At 65.2% G+C, this 17,077-nt stretch carries 13 protein-coding genes; 10 read left to right on the top strand and 3 right to left on the bottom strand.

Features of this window, described 5'->3' with window-relative positions; genetic code table 11:
* Positions 1-40 precede the first annotated feature (40 nt).
* A complete protein-coding gene (locus AC0L23_RS10030; RefSeq protein ID WP_162847272.1) occupies positions 41-205 on the top strand; it encodes a hypothetical protein in 165 nt (54 codons plus the stop codon).
* Between the two features lie 6 nt (positions 206-211).
* Here AC0L23_RS10030 and AC0L23_RS10025 read toward each other — a convergent pair whose 3' ends face one another.
* The gene (locus AC0L23_RS10025) at positions 212-877 is read right to left on the bottom strand and encodes a GntR family transcriptional regulator (protein ID WP_085361148.1); all 666 of its coding nucleotides are present in this window, start codon (positions 875-877) and stop codon (positions 212-214) included.
* Between the two features lie 8 nt (positions 878-885).
* Entirely contained in the window at positions 886-2,298 is a 1,413-nt protein-coding gene (locus AC0L23_RS10020) for an FAD-binding oxidoreductase (RefSeq protein WP_085361147.1), read from the bottom strand.
* A 178-nt stretch (positions 2,299-2,476) separates the two neighbouring features.
* Between AC0L23_RS10020 and AC0L23_RS10015 the strand changes: the two genes are divergently transcribed.
* From AC0L23_RS10015 to AC0L23_RS09990, 6 genes are all read left to right on the top strand, one after another.
* Positions 2,477-3,361, top strand: a complete 885-nt coding sequence (locus AC0L23_RS10015) for a dihydrodipicolinate synthase family protein (protein WP_085361146.1) — start codon at positions 2,477-2,479, stop codon at positions 3,359-3,361.
* A gap of 206 nt (positions 3,362-3,567) precedes the next feature.
* Complete coding sequence (locus AC0L23_RS10010; protein WP_085361145.1) at positions 3,568-5,892, top strand: TonB-dependent siderophore receptor; 2,325 nt, start codon at positions 3,568-3,570, stop codon at positions 5,890-5,892.
* 63 nt (positions 5,893-5,955) lie between these two features.
* Entirely contained in the window at positions 5,956-7,149 is a 1,194-nt protein-coding gene (locus AC0L23_RS10005; RefSeq protein WP_473356833.1) for a PepSY-associated TM helix domain-containing protein, read from the top strand.
* 78 nt (positions 7,150-7,227) lie between these two features.
* On the top strand, positions 7,228-8,460 hold the full coding sequence (locus AC0L23_RS10000) for a rhodanese-like domain-containing protein (RefSeq protein WP_085361144.1): 1,233 nt from the start codon (positions 7,228-7,230) through the stop codon (positions 8,458-8,460).
* A gap of 99 nt (positions 8,461-8,559) precedes the next feature.
* Positions 8,560-9,804 (top strand): phosphoglycerate dehydrogenase, encoded by a 1,245-nt coding sequence (gene serA / locus AC0L23_RS09995; RefSeq protein WP_085351563.1) that lies wholly within the window; start codon positions 8,560-8,562, stop codon positions 9,802-9,804.
* Positions 9,805-9,881: 77 nt separating this feature from the next.
* Positions 9,882-11,540, top strand: coding sequence for a tannase/feruloyl esterase family alpha/beta hydrolase (locus AC0L23_RS09990; protein WP_085361143.1), 1,659 nt, complete (start codon positions 9,882-9,884; stop codon positions 11,538-11,540).
* Between the two features lie 21 nt (positions 11,541-11,561).
* On the opposite strand, the gene AC0L23_RS09985 is transcribed toward AC0L23_RS09990, so the two are convergent.
* Positions 11,562-13,280, bottom strand: a complete 1,719-nt coding sequence (locus tag AC0L23_RS09985) for an ATP-dependent Clp protease adaptor ClpS (RefSeq protein WP_085351561.1) — start codon at positions 13,278-13,280, stop codon at positions 11,562-11,564.
* 209 nt (positions 13,281-13,489) lie between these two features.
* On the opposite strand from AC0L23_RS09985, the gene AC0L23_RS09980 reads away from it, so the two are divergent.
* The 3 genes from AC0L23_RS09980 (at position 13,490) to AC0L23_RS09970 (ending at position 16,961) form a co-directional block, all read left to right on the top strand.
* Positions 13,490-13,957, top strand: a complete 468-nt coding sequence (locus AC0L23_RS09980; protein WP_085351560.1) for a MarR family winged helix-turn-helix transcriptional regulator — start codon at positions 13,490-13,492, stop codon at positions 13,955-13,957.
* Between the two features lie 17 nt (positions 13,958-13,974).
* Entirely contained in the window at positions 13,975-14,745 is a 771-nt protein-coding gene (locus AC0L23_RS09975; protein WP_018453065.1) for an enoyl-CoA hydratase, read from the top strand.
* A 134-nt stretch (positions 14,746-14,879) separates the two neighbouring features.
* The gene (locus tag AC0L23_RS09970) at positions 14,880-16,961 is read left to right on the top strand and encodes a methyl-accepting chemotaxis protein (RefSeq protein ID WP_085354355.1); all 2,082 of its coding nucleotides are present in this window, start codon (positions 14,880-14,882) and stop codon (positions 16,959-16,961) included.
* Positions 16,962-17,077 lie beyond the last annotated feature (116 nt).

The following is a 17,077-nucleotide window of genomic DNA, read 5'->3' as shown; positions in this document are numbered from 1 at the left end:
AATATTGCCTCGATGTTCGCCCCTGGCGGATGGGGGAGCCGTGAGTACAGTCATAGAGAACTTGCTGCTCCGAAAGCAGAAGCTGGTTGAGCAGCTCGAGAAGGCGCCCACGGCCGAGGACCGCGACAAAATCGAACACCAGCTCGAACAGATCAACACCGCGCTGGATTTTCTGGACAGGCCCGGCACGAAAAATGCGCGGTAGCAGCGCTCAATCGACCTGCAGCGCTTTGGCGTAGACCACGCCAGAATTGGTGACGTGCGTGGTCATCAGCGTCGCGAAGGCGGCGAACTCGCCGCGGGCGAACAGATCGAGCAGCTTGCGATGCTCGTCGAAGGACGTGCGCGTGCGCACGTCGATCGGCGAAGTCAAATTGGTGCGGAGTGCCGCGACGCGGCTGGATGCGAGCTGATAGGATTCGGCGAGATAGCGGTTGCCGCAATGGGCGAACAGCGCCTCATGGAAAGCGGCATCGGCGCGGCCATAGGCGATATTGTCCCTGGCTGCAATCGCCGGCTCCATCGCCGCGATCGCCTCGCTCATCGTCGCGATCGCACCGGCGCGATCATGGTGGAAGGCGAGCTCAGCGGCCTTGGGCTCCAGCGCGATCCTGAACGTGCAGAGCGCGGTGACGTCTTCCGCGCTTGGCGTAAAGACAAAACTGCCGACCTGCGGCCGGATCACGACGAGGCCCTGCGCCTGCAGCTGACCCATCGCCTCGCGCACCGGGGTGCGGCTGACGCCGAAGGAGTTGGCCACCATCTCCTCGGAGATGGCGGCGCCGAGCGCGAACTCGCCGTCGATGATGGCCTGGCGCAGCCGCTGCACGACCCGTTGCGACAGCGATTTCGGTGCATCGAGCTTCAGCGATCGCATCGGCTCTCTCAGATCACCTTGCCGGGGTTGAGCAGATGATCGGGATCGAGTGCGGCCTTCAGCGTTCGCATCAGCGCGATCTCGGCCTCGCTGCGGGCATGACCCAGCCACTTCTTCTTCAACGTGCCGATGCCGTGCTCGGCCGAGACGCTGCCGCCCATCTCGCGCACGAGACCGTAAATGATCGCGTCCATCTCTTCCTTCGGCTGCTGCTCGACGGCAAGGCCGGTGACCCAGGAGACGAGATGCAGATTGCCGTCGCCGATATGGCCGTAATAGACGCTCTCGCATCCGTCGATGCCATCAGCCAGCGCCGCCTTGCAGCGCGTGACGAACTCGTCCATCCGCGCCACGGCGAGGCCGATGTCGTAGGAGATGTGCGGCCCCAGCACCTGGCCGAACTCGGCACAGATGTCGCGCACGCGCCAGAAGCTTTGCGTCTGCGCCAGCGATTGCGCCACGGCGGCGTCGGCGAGAAGCCCGCGCTCCATCAGCTCTTCGAGCCAGCTTTGGAAGCGCGGTGCGTCGAGGCTCTCGTCGGTGCCCTGCGCTTCCACCAGCACGTAGAGGCCATGGCCTGCGGCGGCCGGCGGCTTGACGCCTGCGCGCGACGTGATCACGTCCCAGTAATCCGGCCACATCACCTCGAACGCCGACAGCAGCGGGCCGAGCCCGCTTCGCGCGGCGCCGAGCAGCGCGATCACCGCGGCATAGTCCTCGAGCGCGCAGAGCGCGGCCATGGTCGAACGCGGTTTTGGAAACAGCCGCAGCACCACGCGGGTGATGATGCCGAGCGTGCCTTCCGAGCCGATGAACAGATGCTTCAGATCGTAGCCGGCATTGTTCTTCATCAGCTTGTTGAGGCTAGTGATGATGGTGCCGTCGGGCAGCACGACTTCGAGCCCGAGCACCAGTTCGCGCGTCATGCCATAGCGGATCACGCGATTGCCGCCGGCATTGGTCGAGAGGTTGCCGCCGATGGCGCAGGAGCCGCGCGAGCCGAGATCGAGCGGAAAGAAGAAGCCGGCTTCGTCGGCTGCCATCTGGATCGTCTGAAGCGGCGTGCCTGCTTTCACCGTCATCGTCATCGAGGCGTGATCGATCTCCTCGATCCCGCTCATGCGCTCGAGCGAGATCGCGACCCAGCCTGCTTCAGGCGATGCGCCGCGGCACAGCCCGGTCAATCCGCCCTGCGGCACGAACGGCAGATGCGCCTGCCGGCAGGTCAGAATCGCGTCGGCCACGCCTTGCGCATCGACCGGGCGGATCACCGCGAGCGGCGTTTGCGGCAGGCTCGCGCTCCAGTCGTTGCAATTGCGCGCGGGCACGTCCGGGCCAACGAGCACGGCGGCCGCGCCGAGCCTGTCGCGCAAGGCGCCGAGCAACTGGGTGGGCCGCTCGACCGGGGTCACCATGTCCATGCGAGACCTCCTCGGAATCTGGCTGCGTGTTATGCGCGCCATGACGGCGGAAAGGATTTGCGCCCTTGTTGTATGTAAGGTACAAGCCGTAAAGTAAAGCAAAAATAAGGCTTGCCAAGCTCTGGGTTTGATCGTCCGAGATCAGACGTGGTGCGAAGCCACAGCAACGGATGGTGCGATGACGGAGGCAATTCGCGGGTTCTGGGTGGCTTCGGCGACGCCGTTGGCGACGGACGGCAGCGTGAACTCCGCCAAGCTCGCCGCCCGCGCCAAGCAACTCTTCGGTAAGGGCATCGACGGTGTCGTGCTGTTCGGCACCACCGGCGAGGGCACCTCGTTCAATGTCGCCGAACGCGTCGCGACCATCGAAGCCGTGCTCAAGGCCGGCGTTGCGCCGGACCGAATTGGAATCGGCGGCGGCTTCCCCGCGATCGGCGACAGCATCGCATTGACGCGTGCCGTGCTCGGTCTCGGCCTGCGCCACGTGCTGTATCTGCCGCCTTACTTCGACCGAAGCGTCAGCCCTGAAGGCATCGAGGATGCCTTTGCGGCGATCCTCGACGGCGTCGCCGACGATCGCCTGCGTGCCTACCTCTATCATATCCCGCAGATCTCGGGTGTCGCGATCCCGACCGGCGTCGCCGCGAATTTGCGCAAGCGCTACGGCAAGGTCGTTGCAGGCCTGAAAGACTCCAGCGGCGACTTCAAGCAGTTCCAGGCGTTCCGTGCCGCCGCTCCCGAGCTCGCCATCACCGTCGGCAACGAAGTTGACATCGCCCGCGCGATCGCCGCCGGCGGTGCCGGCACCATCTGCGGCATGGCCAACATCGCGCCGGAGCTGGTCAAGGCAATGATCGACGGCAAGGATGTCGAAGCACGGATGCAGGCTGCCGTGGACATCATGGTGAAATCACCATCCTTCCTCACGACGCTGAAAGCCATCCTCGCGGCACAGACGGGCGACGCGAGCTGGCTACGCGTGCGGCCGCCGCTCCGGGCCTTGTCCGACGGCACCGCGCTCAAGCGCAAGCTCGACGAGCTGATGGCTCCCGCGATCGCGTGAGATCGCGCGAAGCCGCGACACGTTGCCGCGAATTCGCGCGCTGCGTGTCGCGGTCGCTGCGCAATCCATCGAGGATTGCCGAATAGCGCGATCAAAGCCTAGAACCATTCAACACTAGAGCGATTCAAGGCCGCTTGCGGTTCTCTTCACGAACAACGGCTGTTAGACGCGCCAGCTTCTGCGTCTGACTTGGAAGTGAATCGAAAGTGCGTGCTCATCTGGATGGCCAGCGCGTCAGCGGCCGTCGAACTCCTGCCGGCACGAGCTGCGCAGTCCTCCTCATTGGAGCAGCCGTTCTGCTCGGCGCACCTTCCTTCAGCGCGACGGCCGCCCAAGCGCAATCGGCTCTGCCGCCGGTGACGGTCGAGGCGCCGGCACCGCGGCCGAAAGCGGCGCGTGCATCGGACCAGTCCCCACGCCGCGCTCAGACCGCCGCGCGCCAGCGCAATCGCAATCCCGCACCCGCAGCGCCGACGCTCTCGGAGCGCGCGGCCGCGGAAGCCGCCGCGCAACAGGCCGCCAAGCTCGGCTACCGCGCGATGCCGAGCGCGACCACGCTGCGCAGCGGCGCTTCGCCGCTCGATACGTCGCAGGCTGTCAACGTGGTGCCCGAGCAGGTGCTGAAGGACCAGCTCCCGCGAAACATCGACGACGCGCTGATCAACGTCAGCGGCATCACCCAGACCAACACGCTCGCCGGCAGCCAGGACGCGGTCATCCGCCGCGGCTTCGGCGACAACCGCGACGGCTCGATCATGCGCAACGGCATGCCGCTGGTGCAGGGGCGCAGCTTCAATCCCGCAGTCGAAAGCGTCGAGGTGCTGAAGGGGCCGGCCTCGCTGCTCTACGGCATCATGGATCCCGGCGGCATCGTCAACACGATCAGCAAGCGGCCGGAGCTGTACCAGCACGGCTCGGTTACGCTGCTTGGTTCGGCCTTCAGTGCTTCCAAGACCGGCGCCGACGGCTTGCTCGACATCACCGGTCCGATCGGTGATCAAGGCCTGGCCTATCGCTTCATCGGCTACGGCGTCAGCGAGGATTACTGGCGGAATTTCGGCCGCCATCGCGAGATGCTGGTTGCGCCGTCACTGGCCTGGTACGGCCAGGACACCACGGTGCAGCTCAACTACGAGCATCGCGAGTTCATCTATCCGTTCGATCGCGGCACGGCGTTCAATCCGGTGACGAAGGCGCCGCTGGCGGTGCCCAAGACGCGCCGGCTCGACGAGCCCTTCAATAACACGTGGGGCACGTCGGACCTGATCCAGGCGTCTGTCGAGCACCGTTTCAATCAGGATTGGAAGCTCTACGCCGGCTACAGCTACAACACCGAGACCTTCAGCGCCAACCAGCTTCGTATCACCGGCATCAACTTCACGACAGGCGCCGAGACCCGCAGCAACGACGGCACGCAGGGTTCGCTCAGCAACGCAAGCTACGGAACGTCCTACGTTTCTGGCGGCTTCTGGCTTGGCGAGATGCGCAATGACGTGGTGTTCGGTGGCGACGGCCAGTATCGCACCATCTACCGGGACAATCTGATCCGGCAGACAACGCCCGCCTTCAATGTCTACAATCCCGTTTACGGCCTGATCGGGCCGGGAACGACGGGGTCCAATCCAGACAGTGCGCAGACCGACAAGCTCGGCCAGTGGTCGATATTCGTCCAGGACACGTTGCATCTGACAGAGCGGTTCGCCTTGGTCGGCGGCGTGCGCTACATGGACTACGACCAGATCGCCGGGCGCGGGAAGCCGTTTGTCACCAACACCAATGTGTCCCAGGACAAGATGCTTCCGCTCGGCGGCGCCATTTTCAAGCTCACCGACCAGATATCGCTCTATGCGAGCTATACTGAATCGTTGAAGCCGAATTCGACCATTGCGCCGATCGGCGTCACGATCGGCTCCAACGTCGCGCCGGAAGAAGGCGTGTCATACGAGACCGGCGTCAAGTTCGATTTGAACAAGCGCATCTCCGGAACGCTGGCGCTCTACGATCTCGACAAGAAGAACGTGCAGACGACCAAGACGAACAGCGCAGGCGTCGTGGAACTCCACACCGTGGGCCGTGCTCATTCGCGCGGCGTCGAGCTGGATGTCACCGGCAGGCTCACCGACAGCTGGGCCTTGATCGGCAGTTACGGCTACACCGATGCCCGCGTGACGGCATCCGAGGATGTCACGCTGCTCGGCAGGAAGCTGCAGAACGTCGCGCTGAACACGGCCTCGCTCTATCTGGTCTATGACTTCGGCACAGCCCTGCCGGGTCAGCTCCGCCTCGGCGGCGGCGCGCGTTATGTCGGTGATCGTCCCGGCGATTCGATCAACTCCTTCTTCCTGCCCCCTTATGTGGTCGCCGATATTTTCGCGACCTATGAGATGAAATACCAGAACACGCCGGTGATCTACCAGCTCAACGTCAAGAACCTGTTCGACACTGTCTACTATCCCTCCGCCGTCAATAATCTGAACGTCGCCCTCGGCGACGCGCGGCGGGTCTCGCTGTCGGCGACGGTGAAGTTTTAGCGATGGGCATGTCGCGCAGGGACGCCCTTCGGATGATCGCGCCGAGCAGGAGGGCTCGCGCCGATGCGTGAGTCCTGGCGCGCGATCAAGGCCGCTCTGCTTCATGTCCATTCCATCGCGGGCCTCGTGCTGGCGCTGCTGCTCGCCGTGATCGCACTGACCGGTGCGATCATGAGTTTTGAGGACGAGATCGTCGATCATCTCAACGCCGGCATCATGCAGGTCGCGCCGCGCCAGGCACCGGCGCTGATGCCGGACGAACTGGTTGCGCGCCTGACTGCGGCGCAGGACGTCGGCAAAATCTCCGCCGTGACGCTGGCGAGTGATCCGTCCGCCGCGGTGCATGTGCGCTTCGCCCGCGACGAACGAGGCGCGCGGCCGTCCTCGCTCTATGTCGATCCCTATGACGCGCGCGTGTTGGGCACACCGGACGGCGAAGAGTTTTTCGCGACCGTGCGCAAGCTGCATCGCTGGCTGTTGATTCCCGGCGACGCCAAGGGCTGGGGGCGCCAGATCACGGGCGTGGCCGCGCTCGGCCTGATCGTGATGCTGATCTCGGGCCTCGAGCTGCGCTGGCCGCGTCGTGCAGGCAGCGTGAAGATGTGGCTGAAGCCGAATCTCGGGCTCAGTGGCCGCGGTCTGCATCGGTCGCTGCATGCGGTGATCGGCACCTGGGTCCTGCCGGTCTATCTGGTGATGACGTTCACCGGGCTCTGGTACTCGTTCGACTGGTACAAGGATGGCGTCGTCTGGTTGCTGTCGCGCCCGCAGATCGCCGCGGCGAAGATGCAGCCCAAGATGCCCACAAAGGCGTCGCGTGCTGCCGGTGTCAGCGAGACGGCACAGCCGATCGGCTTTGATCGCGCGTGGGCCGCCTTCCTGCACGAAGAGGGCGGCCGTTTCTCCAAGGCGTTGCTGACGCTGCCCGCCGGTCCGGGCACGGTGATACGGATCCGCTCCTGGGGGAAAGACTCGACCCTCGACACCACCCGTGACGAATTCCGCGTCGATGCCATCACAGGCCAATTCGTGTCTGCGGAGCGTTATTCCGATAAGACCCTCGGCGAGAAGACCATCGCGAACGTGCTCGATATCCACCGCGGCGCATTTCTGGGCTGGCCCGGCAAGCTCGCGTTCATGCTCGCGGCTGTGCTGATGCCGCTGTTCGCGGTCACCGGCGTTTTGCTTTATTTGTCGCGTCGAAAGCTGAGGCGGCTGGCGCAGCCACGGCTCGGGCGGCTTGTTCCCGGCGAATGAACGGGCTGCCGCAAAGGCTAGCCAACACTTCTGCAATCGTTCAAAAGCCCATGGCCAATCCTCGTCAGGGTTTACGCCATGAAGATCACCACCGTCACTCCCGCCGACATCCGCCGTGCACTGCTGCTCCGCGAGGAGATCGCGTTGCTTGATCTCAGGCACGAGGCTGGTTTCGCGACGGGACATCCGCTGTTCGCCGCCAACATGGCTGCCGATCGGATTGCGATCGAAGCGGACGTCAGGCTGCCGCGCAAGAATGTGCCGATCGTGCTCTATGATGACGGCGAAGGGCTCGTCACCGCGGGTGCCGAGCGGCTGGCCGCGCTCGGCTATACCAACGTCCGCGCGCTCGATGGCGGACTGAAGGCCTGGCGCGACGCGGGCCATCAAATGTTCGAGGACGTCAACTCCTACTCCAAAGCCTTTGGCGAGCTGGTCGAGTCGCGTAGGCACACGCCCTCGTTCAGTGCCGACGAGGTGGCAAAACTCATCGCGGACAAGGCCAACATTGCCATCCTCGACGTCCGCCGCTTCGACGAATATGCTACCATGAACATTCCGGGCTCGGTCAGCGTGCCCGGCGCGGAGCTGGTGCTGCGGGCAGGACAGGCGGCACCCGATGCCGACACCACCATCATCGTCAATTGCGCCGGCCGCACCCGCTCGATCATCGGCACCCAATCGCTGATCAATGCCGGCGTGCCGAACAAGGTCCGGGCGCTGCGCAACGGCACTATCGGCTGGACGCTGGCGCGGCATACGCTCGACCACGGTGCTAACAGGCGTGGCGCGATCGGGCCGTTCGAGGGCGGTCCGGCCAATGCGCGCGATGTCGCCTATCGCGCCGGCGTGCGCCACATCGGTGCGAGCGAGATGGCTGCGCTTGTCGCGCAGACCGATCGCACGCTCTATCGCTTCGACGTGCGTGACGCCGAGGAATATGCAGCCGGCCATCTCCCGGGCTTTCGCCATTATCCCGGCGGCCAGCTCGTCCAGGAAACCGACATGGCCGCACCGGTACGCGGCGCGCGCATCGCGCTGACCGACGACAAGGGCGTCCGCGCCGACATGACGGCGTCCTGGCTCGCGCAGATGGGCTGGGAGGTCTATGTACAGGAAGGCGGCTACGACGGCGCGCTCGAAATCGGGCCGCTGCACGTCTTCCCCAAGCCGGACCCCGCTCACCGCTACCGCCGCCCCTATGAAGGCACCGGCGTCGACGAACGCGCGATGCAGGCCTATCTCGACTGGGAATATGGCCTGGTCGAACAATTGCGTCTGGACGGGACGCACGGGTTTTACGTGATCTGACGACCGCTCCGCCATCTTCTCCCCGTATCCGAACCCTATTGTGCTGCGCATCCCCCGCGGTCTATGAGCTGCGGCGAAGCTGTGACCCACGGAGATTTCATGTCAGTCCCAGGCCGAAGCCCTGAGCGGAGCGCGAAGGCGCTGCTGCTCGAAGGCGTCAATGACAGCGCCGTGGACCTGTTCAGAACGGCGGGTTTCACCAATGTCGAGCGCCTGACCAAGGCGCTGGACGGCGAGGATTTGCGGCGGGCGCTCAAGGGCGTGTCATTGCTGGGCATCCGCTCGCGCACCCAGATCACCGATGAGGTGCTGGAGGCCGCCGACCAGCTTCTCGCCGTCGGCTGCTTCAGCGTCGGCACCAACCAGGTCGATCTGCTGGCGGCGCGCAAGCGCGGCATTCCGGTGTTCAACGCGCCGTTCTCCAACACGCGCAGCGTCGCCGAGCTCGTGATCGGCGAGATCGTGATGCTGCTGCGGCGCATTTTCCCGCGCTCGGTGTCGGCCCATGAGGGCGGCTGGGACAAGTCGGCGACCGGCAGCCGCGAGGTGCGCGGCCGCACCCTCGGCATCATCGGCTACGGCAATATCGGCTCGCAGCTCTCGACCCTGGCCGAGGCGATCGGCATGCGCGTGATCTATTTCGACCGCACCGACAAGCTCCGCCACGGCAACACCGAGCCAGTCGAGAAGCTGGAGGAGCTGCTCGCGCAGAGCGACGTCGTCAGCCTGCACGTGCCGGAGACGCCGGAGACATCAGGGATGATCGGCGAGAAGGAGCTGCGGGCGATGAAGCCCGGCTCGCTCCTGATCAACAACAGCCGCGGCACCGTCGTCGATCTCGATGCGTTGGCGGGGGCTCTGCGCGACGGCCATCTCGCGGGTGCCGCCATCGACGTGTTTCCGGTCGAGCCGTCCTCGAATTCGGACCGCTTCAACAGCCCGGTGCAGGGCCTCGGCAATGTCATCCTCACGCCGCATATCGGCGGCTCGACCGAGGAGGCGCAGGAGCGCATCGGCGGCGAGGTGGCGCGCAAGCTGGTCGACTTTTTCATCACCGGATCGACCACGGGCGCGGTGAATTTTCCGGAAGTGCAGCTGCATCTGCGTCCCTCCGGCGCGCGCTTCAGCCACGTCCATCGCAACGTGCCCGGCATGCTGCGCCGGCTCAACGAGGTCTTCCTCCAGCGCGACATCAATATCGCCGCGCAATATCTGGAGACCTCCGGCGACCTCGGTTACGTCGTGCTCGATGCCGACCTCGGCGGCCAGGATTCAGGCGCGCTGCTGCAGCAGATCCGCAGCCTCGAGGGCACCGTCGGCGCGCGGCTGGTGTTTGAGCACTAGCACTGCATTGACGAGCGGCCGCAGGGCGCCTTGAATGCGGCCTGCTGGCAGAACGAACAGAAACTCAGGGGGAAACGATGGCGCAAATCCATGTGAAGCTGTGCGCATTGCTGGTGGGCGCAGCGGGCGCGCTGGGCGCGAATTCCGCTTCAGCGGTGACGCTGACTGAGGATGCGGACACTGTCTGCAACGGCCTCGTCGGCGGCGCCGACGCCGTGATCGATTCGGCGACGTTGCTGGCGCCCTCGCAACTGGCCGTCGCCGAACGCGGCCCGACGCCGTCGGGGCGCGTCACGCCCGCCAATCCCGGCTTCTGCAAGGTGCTCGGCCACATCGATCCCACCGATCCCAAGGCGCCGCCGATCAAGTTTCAGGTCAATTTGCCCGTCGAATGGAACGGCCGTTCGCTGCAATATGGCGGCGGCGGATTCAATGGCGTGCTGATCACGGGCCTGGCGCTGCCGCCGGCCTATCCCTTCGACAAGCCGTCGCCGCTCGCGCGCGGCTTCGTCACCTACGGCACCGATTCCGGTCACGAGTCCAAGCCGGGCGAGCCGCCGCAGCTGTTCGCGCTCAACGACGAAGCCTTCGAGAATTTCGCCCATCGCGCCTACAAGAAGGTGCGCGATGCCGCCGTCGCGCTGATGCAGCGCGCTTACGGCAAGGCGCCGGAGAAAATGTACTTCATGGGGTCGTCCGAAGGCGGCCGCGAAGGCCTCACCATGGCGCAGCGCTACCCTGATGATTTCGACGGCATCTTTGCTCGCGTGCCCGTCATCAACTGGGTCGGCCTGCAGCATGCCGGCACGCGTTCGGGGCTCGTGACCATGGGCGATGGCTGGATCAATCCGGCGCAGGTGAAGCTAGTCGGCGATGCCGTGCGGGCCGCTTGCGACAAGGCCGACGGCTCCGATGACGCGCTGGTGCAAGATCCCGTTTCCTGCAAGGCGGCCTTCAAGGCGGAGACGCTGCGTTGCGCGAGCGGCAAGACGGGCGATCAGTGCCTCACCGACGCACAGATCAAGGCGATCGAGACCTTGCATGCGACCTACAAATTCCCGTTCGCGCTCGCCAATGGCCTCGACGATTATCCAGGCTGGGGCGTGTCGGGCGAGGACACGCCGGCGGTCGGCCCGACCGGCGGCTGGGTCGCGTGGTGGCTTGGCACGGCGCCTCCCGCGCAGCCGCCCGCGCCCAATAATGGCATCGCCTGGATCTACGGCGCCGGCGGCATCCAATACGTGTTCGCGCGCGATCCCAAGCTCGACGTGACGACGTATAAGCCCGAAGCGCACAAGGCGCGGCTGCTCGAGGTCTCCAGCCTGATGGATTCCACCGACCCCGACCTCAGCCGCTTCCGCGCTCGCGGCGGCCGGCTGATCATGCTCGAACATATGGCGGACTACGCGCAAAGCCCCTATGCCGGCATCCGCTATTTCGAGAACGTCGAACGCAAGGTCGGCAAAGCCGAGACGGCCGAGTTCGCGCGGCTCTACACCGCGCCAGGGGTCGACCATGTCGGCTCCGGCGCGCCGGCCAATGTCGACATGCTGAGCGTGCTGGTCGACTGGGTCGAAAAGGGCAGGGCGCCCGGCGATCTGGAAGTTACCGAGCAGAAGGTCGAGGCGCCGTCGTTTGCGACGCTTCGCGCGCTGCCGCTGTGCCGCTGGCCAACGTGGCCGCACTACAAGAGCGGCCCAGTGACGGAGGCGTCGAGCTTCACCTGCGCGCCGTAGCAGGCGCGCCACTTCGGAGCGTCACCCGGTGGCCATTGCCTGCGCGCCGCCGAGCAGCTGCGCGTTAAGCCGGCCGCCGGAGAACAGCATGTCGTCAAGGGCTTCGTCGATATCGGCGGAGATCACGGTGTTGCCGCCGTCCCGCGCGATGCTTCCTTGCGCCAGTCGTCGCATCAATTCCTTGATGAAGGCGCAACTTGTGCCCGCGCTGCGCCGGGCAGCCTCTGCGATCACCGCCCCATCGAGCGGCAGTCCCTTGCCGTAGAGCCGGACCAGCTTGCCGCGGCCGGTCTCGTCGGGCAGCGGCACTTCGATGGCTTGATCGATGCGGCCGGGACGACCCGCGAGAGCTCCCTCGAGGTCCTCCGGCCGATTGGTGGTCAGGACGAACAGGATGTCGGCATCTTCCTTCAGCCCGTCCATCTCGTTGAGCAGCTTGTTCAGCATGGATTCCTCACACGGCCCCATGTCATCGCGGTCACGGGCGATGAGATCGACATCCTCGATCACCACCATCGACGGCTGGAGCAGCCGTGCCAGGCTCATATAGGCGCCGAGCAAACCGATCTGCTCGGCCGTGATGATCAGCGTCGTATGCCCGGGCAAATGCGTTGCCAGATAGCGGATCGTGTGGGTCTTGCCGGTGCCCGGCGGCCCGTACAGCAAGATGCCTTTGCGTGTCGATTGGCCCAGCCGGCGCAATTGGTCTCGGGTGTTGACGAAGGTCAGAACGTTGCGATCGAGCAGCCGCAGGGTCTGCTCCGGCAGGATCACCTCGTCGCGCGTGACCTGCGGCAAGCGATGCACCGTGATGCCGCGCGAGCGACCGCGATAGTCGGAATCGGCATCGAGCGACAGGATCTTGCCGCGATAGGTCCGCGCAGCCTGTACGGCTTCTTCCAATTCACTGAAGCATTGCTGGACGAGAGCCGCGCCTGCGGAACCTGAGGGTACCAGGATTTCGATCCGAATTCCGGGCTCGCGACTGTATTCGCGGTGTGCGCAGAGCAAAACCGCATAGCGGAGATGATCCTGCTCACACAGCCACAGCCCGTTATCCAGACACTTGACCGGGCTCTTCTCGCCTACGTCGACGTCGGAATATTGCAGCGGGGCAATCGCGATCGCATAGCGGCCCTCCTTGAGCAGTCGTGGAATCGACAGCGTTTCGTAGCGCTGCTCCTCGTTCAGTCCCACCAGCCGGATGGCCTTGCCGAAGAGCCGGTCGACGGCGGCCTGGAGATCGACCCGCATGTGGCCAGGAAACTGGCGGATCGTGGTCACGAGTTTGCTGCGCGCGGTGCTGGCAAGGTGCCAATCGAGAACGTCGCAAGCAAAGTCGAAATCTTCCTCTTGTTCGTTCGAGGGTTCATCCGCCGCACGCATGCAGTCGCTGCACAGCCAGACCGTTCGGTCGCCGATACGAACGTCGGTCTGTCCCTCAGGCTTGCCACAGAGTTCGCAAGGAGTCTTGACCGCCTCTAGCGTGACCTGCAGTTGGTGGCCGGCCAATTCGATGGATTGTTGCGCAGATTTGAAAAGGGCTTCGGCAACCGATTGCGGGTAAGGTCCGCAAACCGCTTTTTCCTTCTGCTCGATCTGGGTGATCAGCGCGGTCGCTTCACGGTCTGATTTGCCGAAAACCTGCCGAAGCAGATCCATCACGAATTGGTCCGGCGTATCATCGTCATTATGAATTACGAGCTGGGTCGGCTGGTTCTCGCCACGCATACTGTTCATCACGAAAGGTCTCCGGGACAATCTATGATTGAATAGAACGAATAGAGAACATAAAAGGAAGCGGCCGTCAAGCGTGACGGCGGCGGCTAATTGCGATTGGTGGGTGAGGTCCTGGTGCGCCGGGGCGGCCCTGTTCCTCGACGACTGCCGCGGCACATGTCCAGCTGCCGTCCTTTGACAATCTGATCCGCCTCGATTATCTATTTCGCATGCGAAATAAAGACGCGGGCGCGAGACACCATCGGTTGATCTACCTGTTGAGCGTGGCGCAGCGGCGCGTGCAGCGCTGGATGGCGGCGCAGCCTTCGAGCGAGGTCACGCCGGCGCAAGCGGGGCTGCTGTTCATCCTCGGCAAGCAGAACGGCGTCCTGATGGGTGAGGTGGGCGCGGCGCTCGACATGGGGCCGGCCGGCATCTCGGGGCTGGTCGACCGTACGGCGGCGGCTAAACTGGTCGAGCGGCGCGCGGATCACGAGGATGGTCGCGCCTGGCGCGTCTGGCTGACGCCGAAGGGGCGGACGGCACTGGCGCAGGCGAAGGCCAGCGCGGCACAGGTCAACGCGGCGTTGACGGACGGATTCACCAGTGCGGAGATCGATATCGTCGCGCGCTGGCTGACCAGCATTCAGGACAAGTTTCCAAGACAGCTTTCAACAGAGCTTTCTAGAGATCCATAGGAATAGAGGAGAGACCCATGACCGAGCACGTCCGGATCCGGAACGACGGCGGAATTCTCACGCTCACGCTGGCACGCCCCGACAAGAAGAATGCGCTGACGGATGCGATGTACGGCAAGCTCGCCGATGCCATCGAATCAGCCGAGCACGATCCGTCGGTCCGCGTGATCCTGATCCGCGGCGAAGGCGACATGTTTACCGCCGGCAACGATGTCGGCGAGTTCGCGGCGGTCGCGGCGGGCAAGTCGGAAGGAAGCCGCAACGTCGTGCGCTTCATCCAGTCGCTGGCGCGCTGCTCCCGGCCCTTGGTGGCCGCGGTGCAGGGCCGCGCCGTCGGCGTCGGCACCACGATGCTGCTGCATTGCGACCTCGTCGTGCTTGCCGCCAACGCGCAATTGTCGACGCCCTTCGTCAGCCTCGCACTGGTGCCGGAAGCAGCTTCCAGCCTGCTGATGCCGGCGCGCATCGGCTATGCGCGGGCCTACGAGATGTTCGCGCTGGGCGAGACGGTGCCGGCCAAATCCGCGCTGGAATGGGGGCTCGCCAACCGCGTCGTGCCGCTCGACAAGCTCGATGCCGAGGCGCTCGCGCTGGCGCAGCGTCTTGCCCGTCAGCCGGCCGGCGCACTCACCGCCACCAAGAAGCTGATGCGCAACGGCGAGACGCTGGTCGCGCAGATGAATGCCGAAGGCGAGCAGTTCGGGCTGCGCCTGCGCACCGCTGAGGCGCGCGAGGCCTTCACGGCGTTCGCGGAACGCCGCCCGCCGGATTTCACCAAGGTTGCGTGATATCCGGGACTGCGCTGAGGCTCGTCGGGCCGGAAACTCACGCCCATTCGATTAAAACCTTAACGGAACATTGGCATGTCGCGGGCAAGGTGGCGCTCGAAAGAATAGGCCCCCCGACCCAGGCCCCCGACACCATGGCAATGTTTAAGAAATCGGTAAGTTCGCTCCTTCTGACCTTGATGGCCCTGCTGGCTGCGGGTGCGCTGGCCTCCACGGCGATCCAGATGGTTGGGGCGTTCGGCCGCTATAGCGACAGCCTCGAGACCGCGCGGCTTGCCGCGGCCGACAAGGCGATCTTCCATGGCGTGCTGGCGCTGCGCAACAATCGCGGCGATGCCCAGAGCGCGATCCTCGGCGAGGATGATCCGCGAGCAAAACTCGAGGCGGCGGAGAAGGCCGAGCAGGGCGGCTATGACGCCATCGGCGCCGCGCTCGCCACCGTCGATTTCGCCCGCCGCGACGAACTCGCCGGCACATTGAAGCAGGGCTGGAGCGCCGCCGCGCCGCAATTCCAGCTGTTCTACGACGAGGCCAAGCGCCCGCGCGCCGAACGCAAGATCGAGCGGACCAACTCCTGGTATGATGCCGTCACCAAGGTGATCGAAACGGCCAACCTCGCCTCCACCGCGGTGTCGAACCGTGCCTGGATGAATGACCCTTTCATCGCCCGCATGATCCAGGTCCGGCGCTTCGCCTGGCAGGTGCGCGACCGTTATGGGATCCATTGTTCGTCGCTTCGCTCCAACGTCAACAGCAGCAAGCCGCTCGACGACGCTCAGAAGCGGTCAGTGGCGCAATGGGATGGCACGATCGCCTCCGGTTGGGCGGGCATGGCCGAGTTGCTGGCCGCGCCCGGCGTCGCGGCGGAGCTGGTGACGGCAGCGGCGGACGCGAAGGCCAAGACCGACGGTGCCCTCAAGCAGATCGGCGACCTCACCAAGAATTTCGACGGCAGCGGTAAGCCCGCGATGCCCGCCGCGGAATGGAATACGCTGTGTCAGTCACCCTTTGCGTCCATCGTCGCGGTGGCCAACAAGGCGCTCGACCAGTCAATCGTCCGGGCGGAAACGGTGCAGGCCAAGGCGCTCACCAATCTCGTCGTGCAGTCGCTCGCGTTCCTGCTCGCGCTCGCCGTGACCCTGACCGGCGTGTACGTGGTGCGCAATCGCCTGATGCGCCCGGTGCGCGCCATCCTGGACGCGATCGCCAAGATCAGCGCCCGCGACTACGCGACGCCCGTCCCGCAATCCAGGTATCCCGACGAGTTCGGCACCATGGCGGCCGCACTCGAAAGCCTGCGCGAGAGCGCGGCGACCGCGGAACGCCTGGGCCAGGAGCGCGAATCGCAGCAGGCGCTCCAGCTCGCCCGCTCCGGCACCGTCGATGCGGCCTGCCGCAGTTTCGACGACACCGTGCAAGCCGTCATTCACAGCGTTGCGGCGTCGACCAAGGAGCTCGATGCCACCGCGACGGACGTCCGCTCACTGGTTTCGGAATCGAGCAGCCAGACCGCGGCGGTCTCCTCCTCCGCCGAGCAGGCCACCAACAATCTCGAGACCATCGCAGCGGCGACCGAAGAACTCTCGGCGTCCGTCGGCGAGATCTCCGCGCAGGTGCAGGCCAGCGCCCGCGAGGCCCGCGAAGCCGTGTCGCAGGCAGCGCAGACCAATGCGACGGTCGAAATCCTCGATCAGACCGCTGGCCGCATAGGCGAGGTCGTGAAGATGATCAACGCCATCGCAGGGCAGACCAATCTCCTGGCGTTGAACGCCACCATCGAAGCCGCGCGCGCGGGCGAGGCCGGCCGCGGCTTCGCCGTGGTCGCCGGCGAGGTCAAGAGCCTCGCTTCGCAGACGGCGACGGCGACGGAAGAAATCTCCCGCCAGGTCGCGGAGATCCAGGGCGCGACGGGCCAGGCGGTCGCGGCCATCCGCGCGATCGGCGGCGCGATCAGCGGCATCGACGAAAAGATGACGGCGATCGCGGCAGCGGTCGAACAGCAGCGTGCGGCCACCACCGAGATCTCCCGCAACTTCCAGCAGGCCGCGCAGGGAACCCGCGAGGTCACCGACACCATCGGCAGCGTCGCCAGGCTGAACCAGGAGACGGGCAATGCCGGTTCGGTCCTGTCGGTGTCCGTGACGAAAATGTCCGCCGACGCCGATCGTCTCCGCGTCGCGGTCGAGGGCTTTTTGGGCGCGGTGAGGACCGCATAGCTTCGACAATCTTCCGTCCTTACGTCGCGCGATCGGCATTGCCGCCGATGCGCGCGGCGGGTACATCTGTGGCGCTGTGCGAGCGTCGCGGCAGATGTAAGAGATATCAGGGATGG

The organism is Bradyrhizobium sp. MI1.4 (assembly GCF_055811315.1).
Note: the sequence above shows the minus strand (reverse complement) of the source record. Positions and strands in the feature narration are given on the sequence as shown.